General features: G+C 43.3%; 18 protein-coding genes and 1 pseudogene. 15 read left to right on the forward strand and 4 right to left on the reverse strand.

Annotated features, from left to right (window positions below; translation table 11 throughout):
* The first annotated feature begins 537 nt into the window (after positions 1-537).
* Together nfuA and FHS24_RS11785 are read left to right on the forward strand one after the other, a co-directional pair.
* On the forward strand, positions 538-1,221 hold the full coding sequence (gene nfuA, locus FHS24_RS11780) for a Fe-S biogenesis protein NfuA (protein ID WP_183621311.1): 684 nt from the start codon (positions 538-540) through the stop codon (positions 1,219-1,221).
* Between the two features lie 268 nt (positions 1,222-1,489).
* On the forward strand, positions 1,490-2,794 hold the full coding sequence (locus FHS24_RS11785) for an O-acetylhomoserine aminocarboxypropyltransferase/cysteine synthase family protein (RefSeq protein ID WP_183621312.1): 1,305 nt from the start codon (positions 1,490-1,492) through the stop codon (positions 2,792-2,794).
* 110 nt (positions 2,795-2,904) lie between these two features.
* Here the strand turns inward: FHS24_RS11785 and FHS24_RS11790 are convergent, their stop codons facing one another.
* Positions 2,905-3,924: an adenosine kinase gene (locus FHS24_RS11790; RefSeq protein WP_183621313.1), complete on the reverse strand. Its 1,020-nt coding sequence runs from the start codon at positions 3,922-3,924 to the stop codon at positions 2,905-2,907.
* A gap of 71 nt (positions 3,925-3,995) precedes the next feature.
* Complete coding sequence (gene rsmI, locus FHS24_RS11795) at positions 3,996-4,955, reverse strand: 16S rRNA (cytidine(1402)-2'-O)-methyltransferase (RefSeq protein ID WP_183621314.1); 960 nt, start codon at positions 4,953-4,955, stop codon at positions 3,996-3,998.
* Positions 4,956-5,083: 128 nt separating this feature from the next.
* On the opposite strand from rsmI, the gene FHS24_RS11800 reads away from it, so the two are divergent.
* From FHS24_RS11800 to hisC, 8 genes are all read left to right on the forward strand, one after another.
* Entirely contained in the window at positions 5,084-5,581 is a 498-nt protein-coding gene (locus FHS24_RS11800; RefSeq protein WP_183621315.1) for a YraN family protein, read from the forward strand.
* A gap of 250 nt (positions 5,582-5,831) precedes the next feature.
* Positions 5,832-6,668, forward strand: a complete 837-nt coding sequence (locus FHS24_RS11805) for a BON domain-containing protein (protein WP_183621316.1) — start codon at positions 5,832-5,834, stop codon at positions 6,666-6,668.
* Between the two features lie 219 nt (positions 6,669-6,887).
* Positions 6,888-7,871, forward strand: a complete 984-nt coding sequence (locus tag FHS24_RS11810; RefSeq protein WP_183621317.1) for an alpha/beta hydrolase — start codon at positions 6,888-6,890, stop codon at positions 7,869-7,871.
* A 170-nt stretch (positions 7,872-8,041) separates the two neighbouring features.
* A complete protein-coding gene (locus FHS24_RS11815; RefSeq protein ID WP_183621333.1) occupies positions 8,042-8,287 on the forward strand; it encodes a BolA family protein in 246 nt (81 codons plus the stop codon).
* A 116-nt stretch (positions 8,288-8,403) separates the two neighbouring features.
* Positions 8,404-9,672: a UDP-N-acetylglucosamine 1-carboxyvinyltransferase gene (gene murA, locus FHS24_RS11820; RefSeq protein ID WP_183621318.1), complete on the forward strand. Its 1,269-nt coding sequence runs from the start codon at positions 8,404-8,406 to the stop codon at positions 9,670-9,672.
* Positions 9,673-9,772: 100 nt separating this feature from the next.
* Positions 9,773-10,468: an ATP phosphoribosyltransferase gene (hisG, locus tag FHS24_RS11825; RefSeq protein ID WP_183621319.1), complete on the forward strand. Its 696-nt coding sequence runs from the start codon at positions 9,773-9,775 to the stop codon at positions 10,466-10,468.
* Positions 10,469-10,756: 288 nt separating this feature from the next.
* Positions 10,757-12,052, forward strand: coding sequence for a histidinol dehydrogenase (gene hisD, locus FHS24_RS11830; protein WP_183621320.1), 1,296 nt, complete (start codon positions 10,757-10,759; stop codon positions 12,050-12,052).
* Between the two features lie 179 nt (positions 12,053-12,231).
* Positions 12,232-13,365 (forward strand): histidinol-phosphate transaminase, encoded by a 1,134-nt coding sequence (gene hisC / locus FHS24_RS11835; RefSeq protein ID WP_183621321.1) that lies wholly within the window; start codon positions 12,232-12,234, stop codon positions 13,363-13,365.
* Positions 13,366-13,497: 132 nt separating this feature from the next.
* Here the strand turns inward: hisC and FHS24_RS11840 are convergent, their stop codons facing one another.
* Both FHS24_RS11840 and FHS24_RS11845 read right to left on the reverse strand, forming a co-directional pair.
* A complete protein-coding gene (locus tag FHS24_RS11840) occupies positions 13,498-15,210 on the reverse strand; it encodes an anthranilate synthase component I family protein (protein ID WP_183621322.1) in 1,713 nt (570 codons plus the stop codon).
* 2 nt (positions 15,211-15,212) lie between these two features.
* Positions 15,213-16,448 carry a beta-ketoacyl-ACP synthase II gene (locus FHS24_RS11845; RefSeq protein WP_183621323.1) on the reverse strand — a complete coding sequence of 412 codons (1,236 nt, stop codon included), beginning with the start codon at positions 16,446-16,448 and terminating at the stop codon, positions 15,213-15,215.
* Between the two features lie 612 nt (positions 16,449-17,060).
* On the opposite strand from FHS24_RS11845, the gene FHS24_RS11850 reads away from it, so the two are divergent.
* The 5 genes and pseudogenes from FHS24_RS11850 to FHS24_RS12360 all read left to right on the forward strand — a co-directional run.
* Positions 17,061-18,239: a DNA-directed RNA polymerase I subunit RPA34 gene (locus tag FHS24_RS11850; RefSeq protein ID WP_183621324.1), complete on the forward strand. Its 1,179-nt coding sequence runs from the start codon at positions 17,061-17,063 to the stop codon at positions 18,237-18,239.
* 521 nt (positions 18,240-18,760) lie between these two features.
* Positions 18,761-19,135 (forward strand): 30S ribosomal protein S12, encoded by a 375-nt coding sequence (gene rpsL / locus FHS24_RS11855; RefSeq protein WP_183621325.1) that lies wholly within the window; start codon positions 18,761-18,763, stop codon positions 19,133-19,135.
* A 208-nt stretch (positions 19,136-19,343) separates the two neighbouring features.
* A complete protein-coding gene (rpsG, locus tag FHS24_RS11860; protein WP_183621326.1) occupies positions 19,344-19,817 on the forward strand; it encodes a 30S ribosomal protein S7 in 474 nt (157 codons plus the stop codon).
* Between the two features lie 407 nt (positions 19,818-20,224).
* Positions 20,225-22,351: an elongation factor G gene (gene fusA / locus FHS24_RS11865; RefSeq protein ID WP_183621327.1), complete on the forward strand. Its 2,127-nt coding sequence runs from the start codon at positions 20,225-20,227 to the stop codon at positions 22,349-22,351.
* Positions 22,352-22,587: 236 nt separating this feature from the next.
* Positions 22,588-22,664 (forward strand): annotated as a pseudogene (locus tag FHS24_RS12360) (hypothetical protein); the annotation flags it as partial.

A 22,664-nucleotide genomic window follows, 5' to 3' on the forward strand; every position in this document is an offset into this window, starting at 1 on the left:
GGCAAGGTGCTTATTCGATTTGATTGCTCCAGAATTGAACTAATGCATTCATGAGACTATGGATTTTGATAGACTTAAAATAGTTTTTGTTGACCAAGCACATAGATAGAGCTAATAAAATGTCAAATAACGATTATGATTAAATAATAGTTTTAAACTTGATAAGTTGTCTTGTGGTCTTAATATAGAATGGACTGTTCAGGTAGATGAATAATTAAGATATTGGTTAGGCTGGCATGAGCAAAGTGAATAGCGACTGCTGATAACGGATATCAATGAGCAGTGTGAATAGTTGCTGTTCATCAAGTCCACCGCTAAATCGCAGTAGCACGGTCGGAATTATGCGTTAAGTGCGCTATAATAGAGCCAATAACTGCTAATAATTGTTAATAAATTCGAACCGCCATGACGGTTAAAGCAATAAAACGATAAGCCAAAATAATGGATAATCTCATTTATCCCACCCTTACATGACATTGACGACACAGTAGACGTGACCAATATAACGCTTGTGTCATAACACATATAGGAAGCATTATGAGTGAACACAATCCAACTGATACTCAAGTAGAACCTGCTGCCGATTACGAGTCAGCGTTAGATACTGAGCAAACGGAAGCCAAAAGTAACATCACCATCACTGAAGCTGCTCAAGGTTACTTGGCAGATTTACTAGCGAAACAAGATACTGATGGTATCGGTGTACGTATTTTCGTTGAACACCCAGGTACGCCGCGTGCCGAGTGCTGCATGGCTTATAATCAGCCGGGCGAAGAAGACAGCGCTGATTTGAAATTTACTTATGATAACTTTTCGGCCTTTATTGAAGCGGCGTCTGTACCTTATTTAGAAGATGCGGTGATTGATTATAATAAGGACCGTTTTGGTGGGCAGCTGACGTTCCGTGCGCCAAACTCGAAAGTGCCAAAAGTTGGTGCCGATGCCAGTGTCGAAGAGCGTATCAACTATGTCTTGCAGTCTGAGATTAACCCAAGCTTGGCCGCTCACGGCGGTGATGTACAGCTGCTTGAATTGATTGATGAAGAAGGCGTTGGTCTGACCGCAGTATTAAAATTCGGTGGCGGTTGCCAAGGCTGTTCAGCGGTTGATATGACCTTACGTCAAGGTGTTGAAGTACAGCTAAAACAGCAGATTCCAGAGCTGACGCAAGTGATTGATGAGACCGATCATACGCGTACGGAAAACGCTTACTATAAATAAAAAACGATGAATAACGCCGATATTTTGCCTGACTATCCTGATTGGTTTTGGTGCTTATAAATATTGCTTATGAATATTCGTCATTAAGAGATGAGAAATTTGCTATTCTTTTAATAAAGAAGCTGGGTTATGATTAACTCAGCTTTTTTTATGACCTTTTCTTTTTTATGAATGTCATTTAGCCATAGATATCTTGATATGAATTTTTTAAAACGTTTTTAATCATAAAATATTGATTTAATAATTGACGAATATATAGGAGCACATTATGAGTGATGGACAACCAGCTAAGCAAAATACGCAGCGTCTTGAGACCTTGGCAATTCACGCCGGATATACTGTAGAGCCAACCACCAAAGCGGTCGCCGTGCCTATTTACCATACCAGCTCGTATGCGTTTGACAATACCCAGCATGGCGCAGATTTGTTTGATCTAAAAGTTGCTGGTAACATTTATACCCGTATCATGAACCCGACCAACGCCGTATTAGAAGAACGTGTTGCTGCGCTTGAAGGCGGTATCGGTGCGCTTGCTGTGGCTTCTGGTATGGCTGCCATCACTTATGCGATCCAAACTATTTGTGAAGCGGGCGATAATATCGTCGCGGTATCGACGCTATATGGCGGTACTTATAATTTATTCGCGCATGCTTTGCCGCGCCAAGGTATCGAAGTCCGCTTTTTCGACCATAAAAATCCGGAAGCGATTCGTGACTTAATCGATGATAAAACTAAGATGGTCTTTGCTGAAAGTATCGGCAACCCATTAGGTAACATCGTTGATATCCAAGCACTCAGTGATATCGCGCATGAATACGGCGTACCAGTAGTGATTGATAGCACGGTTGCGACCCCTGCGTTATGCCGTCCATTTGAGTTTGGCGCTGATATCGTCATTCATTCATTAACTAAGTACATGAGCGGTACTGGTACTTCGATTGGCGGTGCGATTGTCGATAGCGGAACTTTCCCTTGGGGCGATTATCCTGAGCGTTTCCCGTTATTAAATACCCCAGATGAAAGCTATCATGGCGTAAATTTCGTCAAGGACGTTGGCGCAGCGGCCTTTATCGCTCGTGCTCGCGTGGCACCGCTACGTAATACCGGTGCGGCACTTAGTCCGCTTAATGCCTTTAGTATCTTACAGGGCTTACAGACACTGGGTTTACGTATGGAGCGTCATGTTCAAAACGCCCAAGCGGTTGCCGAATATCTACGTGACCATGATAAAGTTGCTTGGGTAAAATATGCTGGTTTACCTGACCATCCTGAACATGATCTTGCTAAGAAATACATGAAAGGCACGCCATCCGCTATTTTAACCTTTGGGGTGAAAGGTGGACTTGAAGCAGGCGCACGATTTATTGATGCCTTGCAACTGATTACGCGTTTGGTCAATATCGGTGATGCTAAGTCGCTCGCTTGTCATCCAGCGACTACTACCCATCGTCAGCTTAACGAGCAAGAGCTTGAAAATGCCGGCGTCAGTACGGATATGGTGCGTTTATCGATTGGTATTGAGCACATCGAAGATATTAAAGCGGATTTAGAGCAAGCGCTAGCAGCTGCTTAATAAAGCAATATTTTCCTTATATTTCATTGGTATTATCAATCCAAACGAAAAAGCCCATATCCTAGGATATGGGCTTTTTTATAAGTAGTTTTTTTAAGACAGTTAGATGATTAAACGGTTAAAACGCGGCGCGATATATCTTGATACTCTTGCGATGATAGGCGTGGACCAAACTGTTGAATCACTTGTGCTGCTATTTCGCTGGCAAGTCGTCCGCATTCGGGTAAGCTGTAGTGCTGTGATAAAGCGTATAAAAACGCCCCAGAATAGTTGTCACCGGCGCCATTGGTATCAATGACATTGGCAACAGCTGGCGTAGGAACCTCATAAATCTCAATTTCTGATTCATCATTTGGTTTATGGGCGATGATGGCACCATTTGGACCATCGGTAACAACCGCTGTTTGACAATGCTCAAGTAAGGCACGTGCCGCCGATTTATGCTGCTTTTTATCGGTAAATAGCTTTGCTTCTTCACTATTACAAAATATCACCGCGACTTTATTACCGAGCATATTAAGCAAGCCTTCTTTGGCAAATTTCACCACCGCAGGATCGGCAAAACTGACAGCGATTTTGGCTCCATGAATACCTGCTTGTTGGCGTAATTGGGTCATCGCAGGCTGAATACCTTCAGACATCGCCAAATAACCTTCTAAATACAACCAACCTGCTTGGGTCAGTGCCTCAAAGTCGACGTTATCAGCGGTAATATCGCTTGAAGTACCAAGGAAGGTTTGCATGGTACGCTCTCCATCTTCGGTCACTGCCACCACGCACGAGCCGGTCACACCGCCTGCATGAATCGACTGAGGGGATGTGGCAACGCCCGCTTCATGTAAGTCTTTTAGATAAAATTTGCCTTGTTTATCATCGCCGACGCGGCAGGCATAAAAAGGTTTACCGCCTAAGCTTGCAAAGGTATACATCGCATTGGCAGCTGAGCCGCCGCCCGCTTGTTTTGATGGCTCAATCTCTGCCAGCTTAAAATAAGCCAATAACTGCTGCTGCTCTTCGAGTCCTGCCAGCGTCATATTGCCTTTGGTCAGGTCAGTTTCTTCTAACGCTGCATCTGACAGCAGATATTCGTGGTCAACCAAGGCATTACCTATTGCCATCACATCGTACATTATGTATCTCTCCTCAATGAATTTATCAGTGCTTAATTTATCAATGCTTCACTTATTTTTATAACTAAAAATTATTCTACTTGTAGCTCAAGTAGGCGCTGATAAAGCGCGTTCTTTTTGACGCCGGTGATATCGGCAGCTAAGGCAGCGGCTTTTTTGACCGATAAATCCTCTAGTAAGCGCTGTAATAGCGTATCGTGGATGCTGATATCGTCATCATCTTGCGCCACATTTACGCCAGCGACCACTACCACGATTTCACCACGTTGCTGATTGTCATCGGCTTTGACAAATTCAACCAAATCGCCAAGCGTGCTTTTATGCACAGTTTCAAAGGTTTTGGTCAATTCACGGCAAAACGTCACTTCGCGCTCCGCACCAAATATAGACGCCATATCTTCTAAGCTGGCGATAATACGATGGGGCGCTTCGTAAAATATCAAGGTTTCGGTGCGTGCGTTAAGGGTTGTTAGTTGTTTTTGGCGACCGTGGGTTTTAGCTGGTAAAAAACCAATAAAGCTAAAACGGTCTGAGGGCAATCCTGCAACAGACAGTGCAGCAATGGCAGCAGAGGCACCAATAATAGGAGATACGCGAACGCCAGCGGCATGAGCGGCTTGCACCAATTGATAACCGGGGTCACTAATCAGCGGCGTGCCAGCATCGCTAATCAGCGCCACCGAATGACCTTGTTGAATCATTTCGATGATTTTGGGTGTTTGAATGGCGCTATTATGCTCATGATATGCCCAAAGCTTATTATGACCTTTTTGTTTAGCTGCGCTATCAGAATCGTTCTCGGCATCATTTTTATTATTGTATGCTGTTACTTCTTCGGTATCTTCATCCTTATTGCCTTTGGTATTAATACCAAAATGTGATAACAGCTTGCCTGAGGTGCGGGTGTCTTCACAGGCGATGATAGCAACCTGCTTTAAGATATCGATTGCATGCGGTGTCATGTCGCTCAAATTACCAATCGGCGTGGCAACGATATAAAGACAAGCTGGCATCGCAGTAGGGCTAGACATGAAAACCTCGGAGTATTAAGAAAGAATATTAAAGTATTAAAAACAAATATTAAAAATATGTAGCGTCATGAAGGCTGATTTAAATGAAAAGTCAGTCAGCATAAGAACGCGAAAGTGGTTAGTTTAGCATGATGTGCTATGATAATTCTGAAATGTTCAGCTGGCCAATAGACGTGATGGCAAATGACAAACCGTTAACCCTTACTTCACCGACACAGCGTCAAGGCAGCCGTTTTGAGCAGCAGGCGTGTGAGTTTTTACAAGCGCAAGGCTTGATATTGGTGGCGCAAAATTGGCAGCAACCAAAAGTGGGTGAGCTTGACTTAATTATGATAGAAAAAGGGCGGGCATGGTCGACATTGGTATTTATTGAAGTGCGGCAACGGCAGCGTTCAGGATTTGGTGATGCGGCGCTTAGCGTGACGAAAAATAAGCAAAACAAAATCATCAAAGCGGCGCGCTATTTTTTGCAGCAGCATCCTGAATATAGTGAGTATGACTGTCGGTTTGATGTGGTTGCCTATGATACCAATACCAAAAATAGTACCAGTGATATTAAAGAAATGTTGCCAGAAAATATTCACTCAGAATGGTTACAAGGGGCTTTTATCGCGTCAGCTTGGTAATCATAGTGATAAGGCTTTTTTTTGGGTCTTAATTAGTGTGGTGTTAAGTTGGCTTGAAGGTTAAGTTAAACAGTAAAATAAATGCCAGCATCAAGCTGTCGTTACCAAAAGCCTAACCGGCTAGCGTAAAAATTCAGTAAAGTAGCTGAACTAAAAAGTATTAATTGAAGCGAAGTCGTATGATTCTCACTACGAACTTGTTAGCACTATTCATCATTTAATTATTACATCATGTTCTAAGAGGTAAACTATGACACGGATGCATTTGCGCACTGCTATTTTTGGCTCATCACGCCGCAAGGCGATTGGCGTTATGCTACTGACCAGCATCGTTGCGACTGGCTGTACCACCAACTATTTGACCAATAGTACAGAAGGTACGTATGGCGTGCCGATGACAGAGCGCACCATTCCGCAGCGTTTGCTCGATCGTAGTATTGAGCATACTGTCAAGATTAACGTCTATGGTCTGCAAGAAAACTTACAGCAAACTAGCCGTATGAGTATTGATAGCTTTAATAGTGAAGTACTGCTAACGGGTGAAGTACCAACGGAAGCCATCAAAGCAGAAGTTGAAAAGGTGGTTAGCTCTATGCCAGACGTGCGTCATGTCTATAATGAGCTTAACGTGAGTGCCTCAAAGGGCTATAGCTCAACCGTCCATGATGGTTATATCACCTCTAAACTACTGGCAAAAGTCGCCTCTAGTAATGGTGTGAAAGCCTCACAGATTAAAGCGGTGACCAATGATGGCGTGGTTTATATCATGGGGCGTATGACACCAACGCAGCAAAGCCACCTGATTGATATTGCCAATAATACCGTCGGCATTACAGAGTTAGTGCTGCTGACCACCGTGGTCGATGATAGAGGGGTAAAGATAGGTGATGATGACATCATGTATGAGAATAATTTGGCCAATCCTGCGGCCATACCAGTCGTTCAAAGTGGTGCTGCGCCAGCAGTAGCAAGCTCAGTAGCGGTAGATCCAACGATTAATGCCACGCTGATTATCGTCAACGAAGACGGTACGCCCGTCAATCAGCCGTCATCGAGCCCTTATATTGACCTTTATCAAAATCCCTAACTAGCTGTTTCGATTACAAGCACAAGAATGCTAAACAGTCATAACAGGAAAAGCACGATAAATCCCTAGCCAGCCAGTAAGATATAGACCGTAAAAAGTAGAGGTGACGCTCTAACTAAAATAATAAAGTAGTCACTCTGCTATTCAGTTTTAACCAAATATCAAGTATAAACCGACGACTGATGTATTAATGATTGACCGATAATAGGACTGCTGGCGATGACGGATTTAAATAATGAAACTATCCAAGTTGTGCAAACTGGGCAAATAAGAAGTCGTAAGCCAAAACGCATCAGCCTAGGCGTGACAGCCGCATTGGCCGTCGGCGGTATCGCGCTTGCGACCCAACAGGCACAAGCATTATCGGCGCTGGCTATCGTTAACGGTATTACTTCAAATGGCGGTGTTGGTGTCAGTAAAAATATTTTGTATGGCGATGAGCCCAATCAAGATTTGGATATCTACTATCCTAAACCTCTAACAAAAGCCATGAAGTCAAAAAACGTGACTGATGATAACGCTATTAATGATAGCTATCCGATGGTGGTTTTTGTCCATGGCGGTTCGTGGGAAAGTGGTAACAAAGACGAGTATGCCTTTGTTGGTCAAAGCTTGGCGCAAGCAGGCTATGTCACCGCAGTGATTAATTATCGTAAAGCCCCTGAGCATGTGTATCCTGATTATGTGCAAGATGCCGCGCAGGCCATCGCTTGGAGTTATAACAATGCCAAGAGCCTCCACGCTGACCCTAAGCGTTTGGCGGTGATAGGGCATTCTGCGGGTGCATTTAACGCGGTTGCTGCCGTCGCCAATGAAGACTTTTTAGCACCTTATGGTGTAAAGCCAAAAGATATTGCCGCCGTAATTGGCATTGCAGGCCCTTATAGCTATGACTTTCGTAAATTCAGTAGTAGAACTGCCTTTGGGCCAGATGAAACGCCAGAGACGGTGATGCCAGACCGCCAAATCAAAGGTAAGCAGCCACCTTATTTATTATTGACTGCAGAAAAAGACAAAGTCGTCCATGTGACCAATACTATTAAAATGACACAGGCATTAAAAGTGGCAGGCGTTAAAGTGGAAACCGGCGAAATCGCAGGCGCCAGTCATGCCACCAGTATCGGTGCGATGGCACCGCCTTTACGCTGGGTCAATGATGTGCGCGCGCAAGTGCTTAGTTATTTGGACAAAACCCTTAAATAATGAGCGCCACGAATAATTAGTATCGCTTGATTGCACTATATCTAACACTGCCATTAATAGTTAAATGTAGTTGCGCAAGACAGTACTGTAAGATGGTCAAACTCTTGTTATAATGACGTCACTTTAACCCTATACCCTATTTAAACTTTAAGGCAGAATATTCTATGAGCATGAACGCTGACGATTTGATTGCATTTTTACAAACTCACTTCCCAGATGCTTTTATTCAAGCTGCCAATCAAGGTACCAAGTTTGATGTACGGGTGGTTGATGCCAGTTTTGAAGGCAAGCGCGCAGTACAACGCCAGCAAGCTGTTTACGCCTTGGTAAACGACAAGATTGCGAGCGGTGATATTCACGCGCTCAATATTCAAGCCCTAACGCCAGCCGAATGGGATACTCAATCTCAAGGCTAATTTTTTTTATTGCTTTTTATCTATGACCTGAAGTTATCACACCGGCACTTTATATTGCGGGTTTTATCATTTCTGGTTTCTCATTATTTTTATACTTATCGCTAGGTTGTCACCTTATGGATCAATTTTTAATCACCGGTAGCAGTCGTATCGCAGGGGAAGTCACGATCTCAGGCGCCAAAAATGCCGCTTTGCCTTTACTTGCCGCTATGATTTTGGCCGAGACCCCAACGACATTGCATAATGTGCCATCGCTACAAGATGTGCGCACCTTGATTGAATTGATCGGTGGCATGGGCATTGATATTCAAAAGCAGGGCGATACTGTCACCTGCGATACCAAGAATATTGACAATTTCTATGCGCCGTATGATTTGGTGAAAACCATGCGCGCCTCGATTTTAGTCTTAGGCCCTTTACTGGCACGTTTTGGTGAAGCCGAAGTGTCATTACCGGGCGGCTGTGCTATCGGCTCACGTCCTGTTGATCAGCATCTAAAAGCCTTTGAAGCCATGGGTGCTGAGATTAGCGTTGAAAATGGTTATGTCAAAGCGCAAGCGCCAAAAGGCGGCAAGCTTATCGGCTGTAACTTCTCTTTTGATATGATAACGGTTGGCGGTACTGAAAACGTTATTATGGCGGCCGCATTGGCCAAAGGGACGACCGTACTAGGCAACTGTGCCCTTGAGCCAGAAGTGGTCGATTTGGCCAATATGTTGGTGGCTATGGGTGCTAAAATCAGTGGTATTGGTACCTCGATAATGACCATTGAAGGCGTTGAGCGCTTGCATGGTTGTGAGTATTCAGTGGTAGCAGACCGTATCGAAACAGGCTCTTACCTCGCTGGTGCCTTGATGACCCGCGGTGATGTATTGGCTAAAAACACCTCAGCACTTTTATTAACACCCGTGTTAGAGAAATTTGAAGACATGGGGGCGATTATCACCACCGGTGATGATTGGATTCGCGCACAAATGAAAGGTCGCCCGTTACCTGTTAATATCCGTACCCAGCCGCATCCAGGTTTCCCAACCGATATGCAAGCACAGGTGATGGCGATTGCTTGTCTTGCCGATGGCACCAGTACCTTTATCGAAAACATCTTTGAAAATCGCTATATGCATGTGCCTGAGCTGAACCGATTGGGCGCTTCTATCCAAGTAGACGGTCATGCGGCTGTCGTCACAGGAGTTGAATGCTTCACTGCTGCGCCTGTTATGGCAACGGATTTACGGGCGTCGATGTCATTGGTGATGGCTGCTGCCGCTGCTGAAGGCGAGAGCTTGATTGACCGTATTTACCATATTGATCGTGGTTATGAGCATGTCGAAGAAAAACTACGCGCGCTTGGGGTTAATATCGAGCGCATTAATAGCAACGACTAGACGGGTTAATTAGTCGTTAGTATTGGTATTCACGCCTATTTATTAAAATTAATAATGCCTGTTAAGTAAGGCAACTAACTGTACACGGACACGAGTCATTATGACTGAAGCAAGCAATAGCCTTCCAACTGACGGCTTATTAAACGAAGTAAATGATGAGTTCTCAGGTTTGACACTGGCGCTATCAAAGGGTCGTATTTTAGAAGAAACGATGCCTTTGTTACGCGCTGCTGGTGTCGAATTATTAGAAGACCCTGAAGCATCACGCAAACTTATTTTCCCAACCTCAAACCCAAATGTACGCGTCTTAATTTTGCGTGCCAGTGATGTGCCAACCTACGTTGAACACGGTGCTGCTGATTTTGGCGTGGCGGGCAAAGATGTATTGCTTGAGCATGGTGCCAATCACGTTTATGAATTGTTAGATTTGCAGATTGCCCAGTGTAAGCTGATGACGGCGGGCGTTAAAGGTGCGCCGCTGCCAAATCGCCGTCTGCGTATTGCGACTAAATACGTTAATGTTGCTCGTGCTTACTTTGCCAGCCAAGGTCAGCAAGTCGATGTGATTAAGCTGTATGGTTCGATGGAACTTGCACCACTAGTTGGTTTGGGTGACTTGATTGTTGACGTCGTCGATACTGGTAATACGCTGCGCGCCAATGGACTTGAAGCGCGCGACCATATTTGTGATGTGTCGTCACGCCTTATCGTCAATCAGGTCAGCTATAAGCGTAAATTTGCCCTTCTTGAGCCGATTTTAGATAGTTTTAAAGACAGTATTGCCAGCGCTTCTTAAATGAGCATTTATTCAGTATTTATAAAGCACTCTTATTAAGCACTAGCAATCATTGATAATATCAAGCATGGTTATACAAAATTTTAAACCAGTTTGGCGCTCTAGGATAGATATAGCGTGCTAAACTGGTTTTGTTGTATTTGCTTGCCAGAAAATAAAAGCTCAGTATAATCTGAGTCAGCCAACCATAAATACGCTGGGATACCAGCCTTTTTTATTTTCCCATTTGCCCTTTTATCAAATCTATTCTTTATAGCCGTATTTCATGCTCAACTATAGGATTAAGTCATGCGCCAACTAAGTACTCAAGATGCTGATTTTGACAGTCAACTGACCCAACTGCTTGCTTTTGAAACCGTGAACGATGTTGAATTGCTAAAAACCGTTGACGATATCATTGCAAAAGTACGTCATGGTGGCGATAGCGTGGTACTGGCCTTGACCCAACAGTTTGATCAGCATCCAGCGACGACGATACAAGAGCTAGAGCTGTCTAAAGAGGCGCTTGCTGAAGCGTTTGCCAATCTTGACGATACCGTGAAAACGGCTTTGATGACAGCAGCGACACGCGTGCAGACATTCCATGAGCGCCAAGTGCAAGAAACTTGGCAATATGAAGACGAGCTTGGCAATCGCTTAGGTCAAAAGGTGACGCCGCTTGATCGTGTTGGTATTTATGTGCCTGGCGGCTTGGCATCTTATCCGTCTTCTGTATTGATGAATGCGATCCCTGCCAAAGTAGCTGGCGTTGCCGAGGTAATCATGGTGGTACCAGCGCCAAAGGGCGTGCTCAATCCATTGGTATTGGCAGCGGCGCATTTGGCACAAGTTGACCGTGTCTTTACCATTGGCGGTGCGCAAGCAGTTGCCGCCTTGGCATACGGTACCGAAACGATTCCGGCTGTAGATAAAATCACTGGCCCTGGCAACAAATATGTTGCAGCGGCGAAGCGAGCAGTATTTGGTCAAGTTGGGATTGATATGATTGCCGGTCCTTCTGAAGTATTGGTCTATGCAGAAGGCGAGGCGCAAGATCGCGCCGATTGGTTGGCGATGGATTTATTGTCACAAGCGGAGCATGATCGTATCGCCCAAGCTATCTTTGTCACTACAAGTGAACAGCAGCTTGCAGAAGTAGCAGAGGAAATTGAAAAAGCCTTGGCAGAGTTACCAAAAGCCGATATCGCCCGCGATTCCCTAAAAAACCGTGGCGCGCTTATTTTGGTCAAAGACCGCAAGGAGGGCATGGCTGTGATTAATCGCGTTGCCCCTGAGCATTTAGAGTTGTCCGTCGATAATCCTGATGCACTACTTGATGATATTCGTCATGCTGGTGCTATCTTTATGGGGCGTCATACGCCTGAAGCGATTGGTGACTACTGTGCAGGGCCTAATCACGTGTTGCCAACCTCTGGTACGGCACGTTTTTCTTCACCGCTCGGTGTCTATGACTTCCAAAAGAAATCATCGATAATTTATTGTAGTGAAGCGGGTAGTAAGCCGCTGGCAGAAACAGCCGATATTTTAGCGCAGCGTGAGGACTTAGAAGCCCATGCGCGCTCAGCCCGTTATCGTTATCAATAACAGCGATAGGTTGATTTAGGATTTGCTTTTTAGTTTTATATTAAGAAGATTTTTTAAGCATTGATATTTAATGACTGTATTTACGAGATAGATTTAACAACTGATTTTTAAGAACTATGTTTACAAATTATATTTAATAAAAATGTCTAATAATGACATGGCTAATAGTAGGATAACTTATGAGTGAGTCAAAGATAGATACCAGACTTTGGTCGTCCAAAGCACGCAACCTATCACCTTATGTGCCAGGTGAGCAGCCGCGACATGACAATTTGTGCAAATTGAATACCAATGAGAATCCTTTCCCACCATCACCAAAAGTCGGTGAGGCAATCGCCAAAGTCTTAGAGCAGCAAGCAGATGACCTACGTTTATATCCTGCGCCTGAGTCTGATGACTTGCGTGCTGCGTTGGCAGAGTTATATAACCTTGATATCAATCAAGTGTTTGTCGGTAATGGCTCTGATGAAGTATTGGCGTTGGTATTTGCCAGCTTTTTCTTAAAAGAGCGCCCTGTTTTAGCCCCTGATATTAGCTATAGTTTCTACCCTGTTTATGCCAATACTTTTGGTGTTGAACTGGTGCAAATTGCCTTAGAAGAAGACTTTAGTATCGACCCTGATGCCTATCGCCAGCCTTGTAGCGGTATCATTATTGCCAATCCTAACGCCCCAACTGGTTTGTTACTATCGCTTGCTGACATTCGCAAGCTTGCTGGCGAACACTCAAATTCAGTGATTGTGATTGACGAAGCTTATATCGATTTTGCGCAAAAAGAAGAGGGTAGCTTAGATACAGAAGTATCAGCGGTTAGCCTGATTAATGAGTTCGATAATTTGCTTGTGACGCAAACCTTTTCAAAATCACGCTCGCTTGCCGGTTTACGTGTCGGTATGGCGTTTGGTAATGCTTCATTAATCGAAGCGTTAACGCGTATGAAAAATAGCTTTAATAGCTATCCGCTTGATAAGTTGGCGCAAGCGGGAGCGACCGCTAGCGTCTTAGATGTCGAGTATTTTACCCAGACCTGCCAGCAAGTCATCGACTTACGTCAAGCACTTACTGCAGAGCTAACGGCGCTCGATTATGAGGTGCTGCCATCGCACGCCAACTTTGTATTCGCCCGTCCAAAAGATGGTGAGGCAAGTGCGGTAGCAAGTACGTTACGCGAGCAAGGTATTATCGTGCGTCATTTTGATAAACCACGTATCAATGAATATTTGCGTATTACTGTTGGTACAGCAGCGCAGAATCAGCGCTTGATTGATGCGTTAAAAGTGTTGCAAGCAGAAGTTGAAAGCGTTGCTGAGTAATACCTTGTTTAAGATTTATATTTTGATCATCTAAATAAAGTCGTATTGCAAAGTTATGTAAATAAAAAAGCCTGCTAACGTCATGTTGAGCAGGCTTTTTTATTGATTTTTTATTCATCTTTTAAATAAAGCTTAAGTTCCTTTCTTAATATTGTCTTGAGTTAAAACGCTTAACAGGTTGCCGACTTTATCGAGGCATTCTTGATATTCAGCATCACAGTCAGAAGCAACCGTGATACCGCCGCCTGCCCATAAGCTGACATGTCTTTCTTTTTCTAACTCATCATTTGATAAGGTATTGGCTTGTAAAGTACGAATCAATACATTCCATTGACCACTGCCATCGAAGTTCATATACCCTAATGTGCCACAATAAGCACTGCGCGCTGCACCTTCTAACTCCGAGATAATTTCAACGGCGCGTTTTTTTGGCGTACCTGTAATGGAACCGGCGGGCAAACTGCCAAATAATACGGCAAGCGGGTGACTATCTGTCTTTAGCTCAGCGGTAATGGTACTGACCATATGATGTACATTGCTAAAGCTCTCAATCGCAAATAATTGCGGCACTTTGACACTGCCAATCTTGGCATATTTGCCCAAATCATTACGCAATAAATCGACAATCATGACGTTTTCAGCACGGTCCTTCTCGCTATCAATAAGCTGCTGTTTATAAGCGTTGTCTTGTTCAGTATTCAATCCACGCGGCATCGTACCTTTAATAGGCTTAGTACGTATATGGTGCTTGCCTGTGTTACCGTCTTTATTAAAGGTGAAAAACAGTTCAGGCGAGCAGCTTAACAATTCAAATTGATTGTCTTGCGTATCAACGCTCATTTCACTATCAAAATTATTAACCGCTAGATACCCTGCAAAGGGTGCTTGGGTATTACGATGCAAGGCAGGTAAATAGTCGATGAGCATCGGTGTAACATTATCAGTGGTGTTTTGATTAAAGGCACCTTGCCATTTTTGGGTAAGATTGATTTGATAGCAGTCACCTTGTTGCAGATAGTTTTGCGTTTTATCATAGGCTTGCTGATAATCCCGCTTGCTCCATTGTGCTTTTAATAATAAAGGTGCCGTTTGATATGATTCTTTGAGCATTGGTTTTGCTAAAGTTTGATTAGATAATTCCTTATCCAATAACTCTAAATATGAGATAAGCGCTTTGACTAGCCCGCCTTTGTGTTCATCATCGTTATGAGTATCATTGACGCTGTCTTTTATAGCGAGCTGCCAGCTCGTTTGCTCAGTATTTGGCGTTAGATAAATATCATAATGCCCTAAGGTGGCACAAGGCTGCGCTGCCAGCTCTATTTTGGCAGCTGGGCTAAGCTCATAAGCGGCAATATCATAACCAATAAAGCCAATTAATCCATGCTTATAACTTGGCTGCTCATCATGATCTTCAATCGACAGAGAATCCTTATCATAAGCATCATCGGCGTCATAATCCTGACTATAAGCAATCAACTCTTCTTGCCAGTCGCTATAACTCATATAGGCGCTAGTAATCGCTTGATTGGTTTTATCATTACTATGGGAGCCATCACGGCAATTTTTTATCACTTTATAGACGTTCGGTTGCTGATGAGGCAATTTAGAATCAGCAACGTGAACGGACCAGCTCATTTTTGGTAATAAACCAATCACAGGTCGCCTATCGTTATTTAGCCAAACCAATTGCCAGTTTGCTTTAGGATTTTGTGCGCACAAATAACGCTGTAGTTGTGGCAACAGCTCTGCGGCAGACAGGTCACCAAAACGCCAGCTAGGTTGAGTAGCTGGCGATGGGGCAGATGCTGTCTGCTCAGTTTTAATATGCGATGCTACGAGCATAGTTAGGCGTCAAACTTTTTGATAATTAAGGTGGCATTAGTACCGCCAAAGCCAAAGCTATTGCTCATAAGCGTGTTAAGCTCAACGTCACGCTTTTCAGTGACAATATCAAAGCCTTCAGCAGCAGGGTCTAATTCTGTAATATTAATACTTGGGGCAATAAAGCCTTCTTGTAGCATCAGTAAGCAATAAATCAATTCTTGCGCGCCGACTGCACCCAAGCTATGACCCGTCATCGACTTAGTTGAGCTGATAGCAGGTACTTGACTGACATCATCACCAAATACTTTGGCAATGGCTTTAAGCTCAGTCACATCGCCTAGCGGCGTACTTGTACCATGGCTATTGATATAGTCAACGCTTTCTAAACCTGCCTCAGCAAGGGCAAGTTGCATACAGCGGACAGCGCCTTCACCACTTGGGGCGACCATTTCAGCACCATCAGAGCTGGCACCATAACCGACGATTTCAGCCAAGATATTGGCACCGCGCGCTTGGGCGTGCTCAAGACTTTCAACCACCACCATCGCGCCGCCTGCTGCAATCACAAAACCATCACGATTTTTATCATACGCTCTAGAGGCAAGTGTCGGCGTGTCATTATACTGCGTACTGACTGCGCCCATGGCATCAAACATGCATGACTGCGTCCAATGTTCCGCTTCACTACCGCCGGCAAGTATCACATCGGCTTTACCAAGTTGGATAAGCTCGGCTGCATGACCGATACAATGCGTCGAGGTTGCACAAGCAGAAGATAAGGAGTAGGAGATACCTTGGATTTTCAAACCCGTTGCCAGCGCAGCTGATACCGAGCTGCCCATGGTTTTTGGCACCGCCATTGCACCGACACCGCGCAAACCTTTTTCGCGCATCGCATCGATGGCATTAACGATATTTTCGGTTGACGCGCCTCCTGAGCTTGCGACCACACCCACACGCGGATTATTGTTGATGGTCTCAAGCGTCAAGCCCGACTGCTCAATGGCGTCTAAAGCGCTGACATAAGCATAAAGACTTGCGTCACTAAAAAAACGCTTCAATTTACGGTCAATGCCCGACGTATCAAGTTCTGACTTATCAATACTACCGCTAACGTGTGATTTAAAGTCGTGCTCAGCATACGATTCATTGAACGTAATACCTGAGCGCCCTTGTTTAAGAGCATCGGTGACAGTAGCCAAATCATGTCCGATACAAGAGACTATCCCTGCTCCAGTGATAACAACGCGGCGCATATACTATTCCTTATGAGTAACGATTTTTTGATAATTACCTTTAACAATCGCTTTTAAATATTTACTGCTATTATCTAACATCCAAACCCTTTATCGTTGCTAATAAAATTAATAAATAAGGTTTTGGACGCTAAATGCTTATTTGACAGTCATTATAATGGTTAGAATAAAACACTATTCTCTATAAATACTGCTCGCTAAATAAAAGTACAACTGTACTTTGAATTATGGCCTATGATAACGTATCAAGGGTTTAAAATCTTGGCGTAAGTGTAAAATAACGACAAAACCACGCTTATTATTAAAAATAAACAGTCAGTATTCTCATAGGATTAGCACTGTGTACGCCTCATGATTATGAGGCTAAAAGATGAGATTATAAATAGCATAAACTCATTTCAGCCCTATCATATTTAGTTATATACTAAAGACATTAATGGCTATAGATAAATGATACTTTTAGATACAAAACTGGCGATGGCGATAACATTGTTGGCACTGACAGCCATCATCAGCGTTCGCTAGAATGGCATTCAATTTAAGAAGTATCTGTTTCAGGATTATCTATAAATAATATTAATAACAAACAATCATCATATTAAGGACATCAAGATGGCAAAGCGCAACACTCTATATAAAGGCATAAGCAGCGTTGGTTCTTTTACTCGTAGCAATCTAGAACGTATGGGCGCAATGATTGATAGCGTCAACGCCAAGAGCGGTAAACCGCGCCAATTTAAAGCGGTAAATCTAGGCGATGAAGATTATCAACAAGATTTATTTCGTGAACAAACATTAAAAGCAACGCAGCAATTATTGGGTAACCGCTTTGCCACTTACGGTAAATACGCCAAGAAAGTAGTACCAAACAGCTTATTTGAATCAACAGTCGATGGCGCTTTTGCCCAAGTCGCTAAGCTTGCTGCCAATTGGAGTCAGATTGACCTGCCCAATCAGCATCGTTTTGCCAATATCGCAAGCTTGGATGATGAAGAGCGTTATGCACTAGCGACTGATATTGCCAATCAAAACCGTGCTTTGGCAACGATAGGTGGATTAACAGGTTTGGCTGGCTTGCCAGGTTTACTCGCTGATACTTTGTGGTTGTTATTGGTATCATTACGTACCGTTTATCAATTAGGTGCTGTTTATAATAAGCCGTTAACAGGTAAGCAAGGCGTCAAGATGGCGTATGAGCTGCTTGCCAATGCTGACTTAAGTAAGATGCAAGAAAAACAAGCCTTATTAGCGGGTCTTGGTATCGGTAAAGGCTTACTTGATAATGCGCAAAGCAGCGGTTTGCATAATGAGCTGAAAAACTTAGGCTTGCAGAATAAAAGCGTCAATTTCTATGCTGAGCAAGTAGATAGCATTGCCAGTCAAGTTGGTATTGATTTAGACCAAATCAACCTGTCATGGATACGCCGCTTCTTACCAGTAACCGCCGTGATTATCGGTATGCGCTATAACAGCCAGCTGATTGATGAAGTGATTGGCGTGGCGCAAGCGACTTTTGCCCCAGAAGCTAAGCTTGCCAACCGTGCGATTACCGACGATAGCAGTAGTGAAGCCGAAGTGGAAAAGCCTGCTAGCGATGATAAGCAGAAAGATACTGAAAAACAAGATACTGAGAAAAATGCTAAAAAGGAGTCAAGTAAAGATACTGACAGCAAAAAAGAGTCCGCTAAAGATAATGATAAAGAAGTCGCAGAAGAAACTGAAAAAGTAAGCGATAAAAAAGACGCTAAAAAGGGTAGTGCGGATAAAGCAGCTGACAAACAGAGCAAATAGAAGTAATGTCGACGTTTGACGAACTTAATGCTTAGTTGTTTTTTAATCTATCTTTTACTATATTTTAAATACACCGTCCATTTAATGCTAAAATGGGCGGTGCTCTCTCTTTTTATTGCGCTTTTACTCATTAAGACTTTTCTCATTAAATATGAGATACTCTTTAATAATAAGCTTGAAAAGTACAATAGCATCACCATTTAGTTCTCATAAACTGCTATTTGTTTATTTCTAAATATCTTATCTGAACGATGTATAACGCTACTTTTGATACCATATTCAGTAAGCTGCTTTTTAGCCAGATTTTAGCTAAAAACAGTTAAAGTGGTATACTAGTAGGCGTAATGCATATCTATCGAATGTTGTAAAGTACAATCACTCATAAGTGGTTGAAATAGCAGCAACAACTCTTTATAATACACTGTCCTAAAAATGGGTGTTCCGAAATCTGTCATTAATGTCAGATCGTTGGCGCATTGCCCCATTTTTTTGTTTTATACCAAACGGGAGAAGGATGCCTCATGGCAACAACTAACCAATTGATTCGTAAAGGTCGCAAAACCATCAAGGAAAAGTCAAAAGTTCCTGCGTTGGAAGCGTGTCCACAACGTCGTGGTGTATGTACTCGCGTATATACTACTACCCCTAAAAAACCTAACTCAGCCATGCGTAAAGTATGTCGTGTACGTTTGACTTCAGGCTATGAAGTATCAAGCTACATCGGCGGCGAAGGTCATAACCTACAAGAGCACAGTGTTGTTCTTATCCGTGGTGGTCGTGTAAAAGATCTACCAGGTGTACGTTATCACACCGTTCGTGGTGCACTAGATTGCGCAGGCGTTAAAGACCGTAAACAAGGTCGTTCTAAATATGGTGCTAAGAAGCCTAAAGCTTAATAACTAAATGTTATTAGCTGAGCTTTTTTGTATCACCCATTAACTGTGCATGGGTCTGGTGTTAACGGTGTTTTGTTAAATTAATGATTTATTGTTATAACATACCGCCATGCAGTAAGGCTGACTGACAACTCGATATAACGCCATCCAATATTAATTGGTGCGAGATTGTGAATGTCAGACACTCCTGAAGAAAAGGATTATTATTATGCCAAGACGTCGCGTCGTTGCTACCCGTGAGATCCTACCGGATCCTAAGTTTGGTAGCCAAACTGTTGCAAAATTCATCAACCATGTCATGAGTCATGGTAAAAAATCTACTGCTGAGCGTATCGTTTACGGTGCTCTTGAAACAGTTAGTGAAAAACGTAAGATCGAAGACCCAGTCGCTTTCTTTGAAGAAGTTCTAGAAAACGTCCGTCCAATGGTCGAAGTAAAAGCTCGCCGTGTCGGTGGTGCAACCTACCAAGTACCAATGGAAGTACGCCCCTCCCGTCGTACTGCCTTGGCTATGCGTTGGTTAGCTGAAGCTGCTGCTAAGCGTTCTGAAAAATCAATGGCTTTGCGTCTTGCAGGCGAATTGAATGATGCTGCTGACGGCAAAGGTAATGCTATGAAAAAGCGTGACGAAGTTCACCGCATGGCAGATGCTAACAAAGCATTCTCTCACTACCGTTTCTAAGCTATTTTTATTTAAGTGGCTTGTTATCAATCATTATTGTTACTAGCCACTTGTTTATAGATAGTTTTGGATGACTGGTGTATGCCAGTCATCTAAATATAGTTTATTTATTCTATTGATTGCCGCCATTGTTAATAAATGATTTAAAGATGATTATCGCAAGATAATATAGTCGTTAATTATTTAGATGGCGGACATCTGTCAAGATGCTGTTCTAAAAAGGGATGCTATTCTGTAAAGAAAGTCTCCTGAGTTTGATGCCGCTATATTCTTATATTTGCTCTTTTTTGTCCGTATTTGGCCCAATGATTAGTAAGTAATATTACGAAGCCTGACGGCTTTGTCATAGAGTATGAGGTAGATAGACAACACATTAATATATACACGAATTTCCCTAGGAAAACACTATGGCTCGTAAAACTCCCCTAAAGCGCTATCGCAATATTGGTATCTCAGCGCACATTGATGCTGGTAAGACGACCACTACTGAACGTGTTTTGTTCTATACCGGTGTTAGCCACAAGCTTGGCGAAACCCATGATGGTGCAGCTACCATGGACTTTATGGAGCAAGAACAAGAGCGCGGTATTACCATTGCTTCTGCGGCGACGACTTGTTTTTGGTCAGGTATGGCAAAACAGTTCGACGAACACCGTATTAACATCATTGACACCCCAGGTCACGTTGACTTCACGATTGAAGTTGAACGTTCTATGCGTGTTCTTGATGGCGCGTGCATGGTTTACTGTGCAGTGGGCGGCGTTCAGCCACAGTCTGAAACCGTATGGCGTCAGGCAAACAAATATAAAGTACCACGCTTAGCATTCATTAACAAAATGGATCGTGTTGGTGCTGATTTCTACCGTGTGGTAGAACAAATCAAAACTCGTCTAGGCGGCAAGCCAGTACCATTGGTTATTCCAATTGGTAAAGAAGATGATTTTGAAGGCGTTGTTGATCTAGTGACTATGAAAGCCATCTATTGGGACGAAGCGTCTCAAGGTATGGAATATGACGAGCGCGAAATCCCAGTAGAACTACAAGAAAAAGCGGAAGAATATCGTGAGTATCTAGTAGAGAATGCGGCTGAAGCATCAGAAGAATTGATGAATGAATACCTTGAAAATGGTGAATTGACGGTAGAGCAGATTCATGGCGCTATTCGTAAATTAACCATCGACAACGAAATCATTCCATTGCTTTGTGGTACTGCCTTTAAAAACAAAGGTGTACAGAAGATGTTGGATGCGGTTATTCAGTATCTACCTGCGCCAATGGATGTACCTGCTATTAAAGGTATTCTTGATGACAAAGATGAGTCTGAAGGCACTCGTGAAGCATCAGATGACGAGCCGTTCGCAGCACTAGCATTCAAAATCATGAATGACAAGTTCGTTGGTAACTTAACCTTCGTTCGTGTTTATTCAGGTGTCCTAAAGCAAGGCAGTAGCGTTTATAACCCTGTTAAAATGAAGCGTGAGCGTGTTGGCCGTATCGTTCAGATGATGGCAGATGCTCAGGTAGAGCTACAAGAAATTCGTACAGGTGACATCGCAGCATTAGTTGGCATGAAAGATGTGACTACTGGTGATACGCTATGTGATGAGCAAAATGTAATCACGCTAGAGCGTATGGAATTCCCAGATCCAGTTATCAGCCTAGCGGTTGAACCTAAGACTAAAGCTGACCAAGAAAAAATGTCAATCGCTTTGGGTCGTTTGGCAAAAGAAGATCCATCATTCCGTGTACATACTGACGAAGAGTCTGGTCAGACGATCATCAGTGGTATGGGTGAACTACATCTAGAAATTCTTGTTGACCGTATGAAGCGTGAGTTTAACGTTGAAGCAAACATCGGTGCGCCGCAGGTTGCTTATCGTGAAACGATTCGTAACACTGTTGAACAAGAAGGCAAATTCGTACGTCAGACTGGTGGTCGTGGTAAATTCGGTCACGTTTGGTTACGTCTTGAGCCTATGGATCCAGCGGGCGAAGTTCTATATGAATTCGCTGAAGAAGTTGTTGGTGGTACGGTACCAAAAGAATTCCACGGTGCGGTTGATAAAGGTATTCAAGAGCGCATGAAAAACGGCGTACTTGCTGGTTACCCAATCGTTGGCGTAAAAGCAACCTTGTATGATGGTTCTTACCATGATGTTGACTCGGATGAGTTATCATTTAAAATGGCTGGTTCTATCGCATTCCGTAAAGGCTTCATGGCGGCAAACCCAACACTACTTGAGCCAGTAATGAAAGTAGAAGTTGAAACCCCTGAAGACTACATGGGCGATATCATGGGCGATCTTAACCGTCGTCGTGGTATGGTTCAAGGCATGGAAGACTTGCCTGGCGGTACTAAACAGATTCGTGCTGAAGTACCATTAGCGGAAATGTTTGGTTATGCCACACAAATGCGCTCAATGTCACAAGGCCGTGCAACGTATTCAATGGAATTCCAAAAGTACGCTGAGATTCCAAAATCAGTTGCAGAATCTATCATCTCTAAATTCAACTCTAAAGATGATGACGAGTAAATAATACGTATTAATATGACAATATTGGGCATATCTCTGTATTGTCAGTAGAGAATCCGCCAATAATTGGTTAAAAGACTTGTTATTGGCCGCGATTTTCTTATAATATCTGCACATTAGTATGTGCACCCTTTTAACAACTATTTTAATGTGGCCAGTAATGCTTTAACCCTAGTACGTAAACTATCGTACTTATATCAGTTAAGCACTGACCCCAAAAAAAAGAGGAAATACCCATGGCAAAGGCCAAGTTTGAACGCAGCAAGCCACACGTCAACGTCGGTACCATCGGACACGTTGACCACGGTAAAAC

This window comes from Psychrobacter luti, assembly GCF_014192115.1.
Lineage (GTDB): Bacteria > Pseudomonadota > Gammaproteobacteria > Pseudomonadales > Moraxellaceae > Psychrobacter > Psychrobacter luti.

Excerpts from the sequence above, each read along its gene's own strand:
- FHS24_RS11850 (WP_183621324.1), top strand. The coding sequence starts at position 17,061 with ATGGCAAAGCGCAACACTCTATATAAAGGCATAAGCAGCGTTGGTTCT.
- FHS24_RS11810 (WP_183621317.1), top strand. The coding sequence starts at position 6,888 with ATGACGGATTTAAATAATGAAACTATCCAAGTTGTGCAAACTGGGCAA.
- nfuA (WP_183621311.1), top strand. The coding sequence starts at position 538 with ATGAGTGAACACAATCCAACTGATACTCAAGTAGAACCTGCTGCCGAT.
- hisD (WP_183621320.1), top strand. The coding sequence starts at position 10,757 with ATGCGCCAACTAAGTACTCAAGATGCTGATTTTGACAGTCAACTGACC.
- FHS24_RS11800 (WP_183621315.1), top strand. The coding sequence starts at position 5,084 with ATGATGTGCTATGATAATTCTGAAATGTTCAGCTGGCCAATAGACGTG.
- FHS24_RS11845 (WP_183621323.1), bottom strand. The coding sequence starts at position 16,448 with ATGCGCCGCGTTGTTATCACTGGAGCAGGGATAGTCTCTTGTATCGGA.
- FHS24_RS11785 (WP_183621312.1), top strand. The coding sequence starts at position 1,490 with ATGAGTGATGGACAACCAGCTAAGCAAAATACGCAGCGTCTTGAGACC.
- fusA (WP_183621327.1), top strand. The coding sequence starts at position 20,225 with ATGGCTCGTAAAACTCCCCTAAAGCGCTATCGCAATATTGGTATCTCA.
- rsmI (WP_183621314.1), bottom strand. The coding sequence starts at position 4,955 with ATGTCTAGCCCTACTGCGATGCCAGCTTGTCTTTATATCGTTGCCACG.
- rpsG (WP_183621326.1), top strand. The coding sequence starts at position 19,344 with ATGCCAAGACGTCGCGTCGTTGCTACCCGTGAGATCCTACCGGATCCT.
- FHS24_RS11790 (WP_183621313.1), bottom strand. The coding sequence starts at position 3,924 with ATGTACGATGTGATGGCAATAGGTAATGCCTTGGTTGACCACGAATAT.
- FHS24_RS11805 (WP_183621316.1), top strand. The coding sequence starts at position 5,832 with ATGACACGGATGCATTTGCGCACTGCTATTTTTGGCTCATCACGCCGC.
- hisC (WP_183621321.1), top strand. The coding sequence starts at position 12,232 with ATGAGTGAGTCAAAGATAGATACCAGACTTTGGTCGTCCAAAGCACGC.
- FHS24_RS11840 (WP_183621322.1), bottom strand. The coding sequence starts at position 15,210 with ATGCTCGTAGCATCGCATATTAAAACTGAGCAGACAGCATCTGCCCCA.
- hisG (WP_183621319.1), top strand. The coding sequence starts at position 9,773 with ATGACTGAAGCAAGCAATAGCCTTCCAACTGACGGCTTATTAAACGAA.
- murA (WP_183621318.1), top strand. The coding sequence starts at position 8,404 with ATGGATCAATTTTTAATCACCGGTAGCAGTCGTATCGCAGGGGAAGTC.
- rpsL (WP_183621325.1), top strand. The coding sequence starts at position 18,761 with ATGGCAACAACTAACCAATTGATTCGTAAAGGTCGCAAAACCATCAAG.
- FHS24_RS11815 (WP_183621333.1), top strand. The coding sequence starts at position 8,042 with ATGAACGCTGACGATTTGATTGCATTTTTACAAACTCACTTCCCAGAT.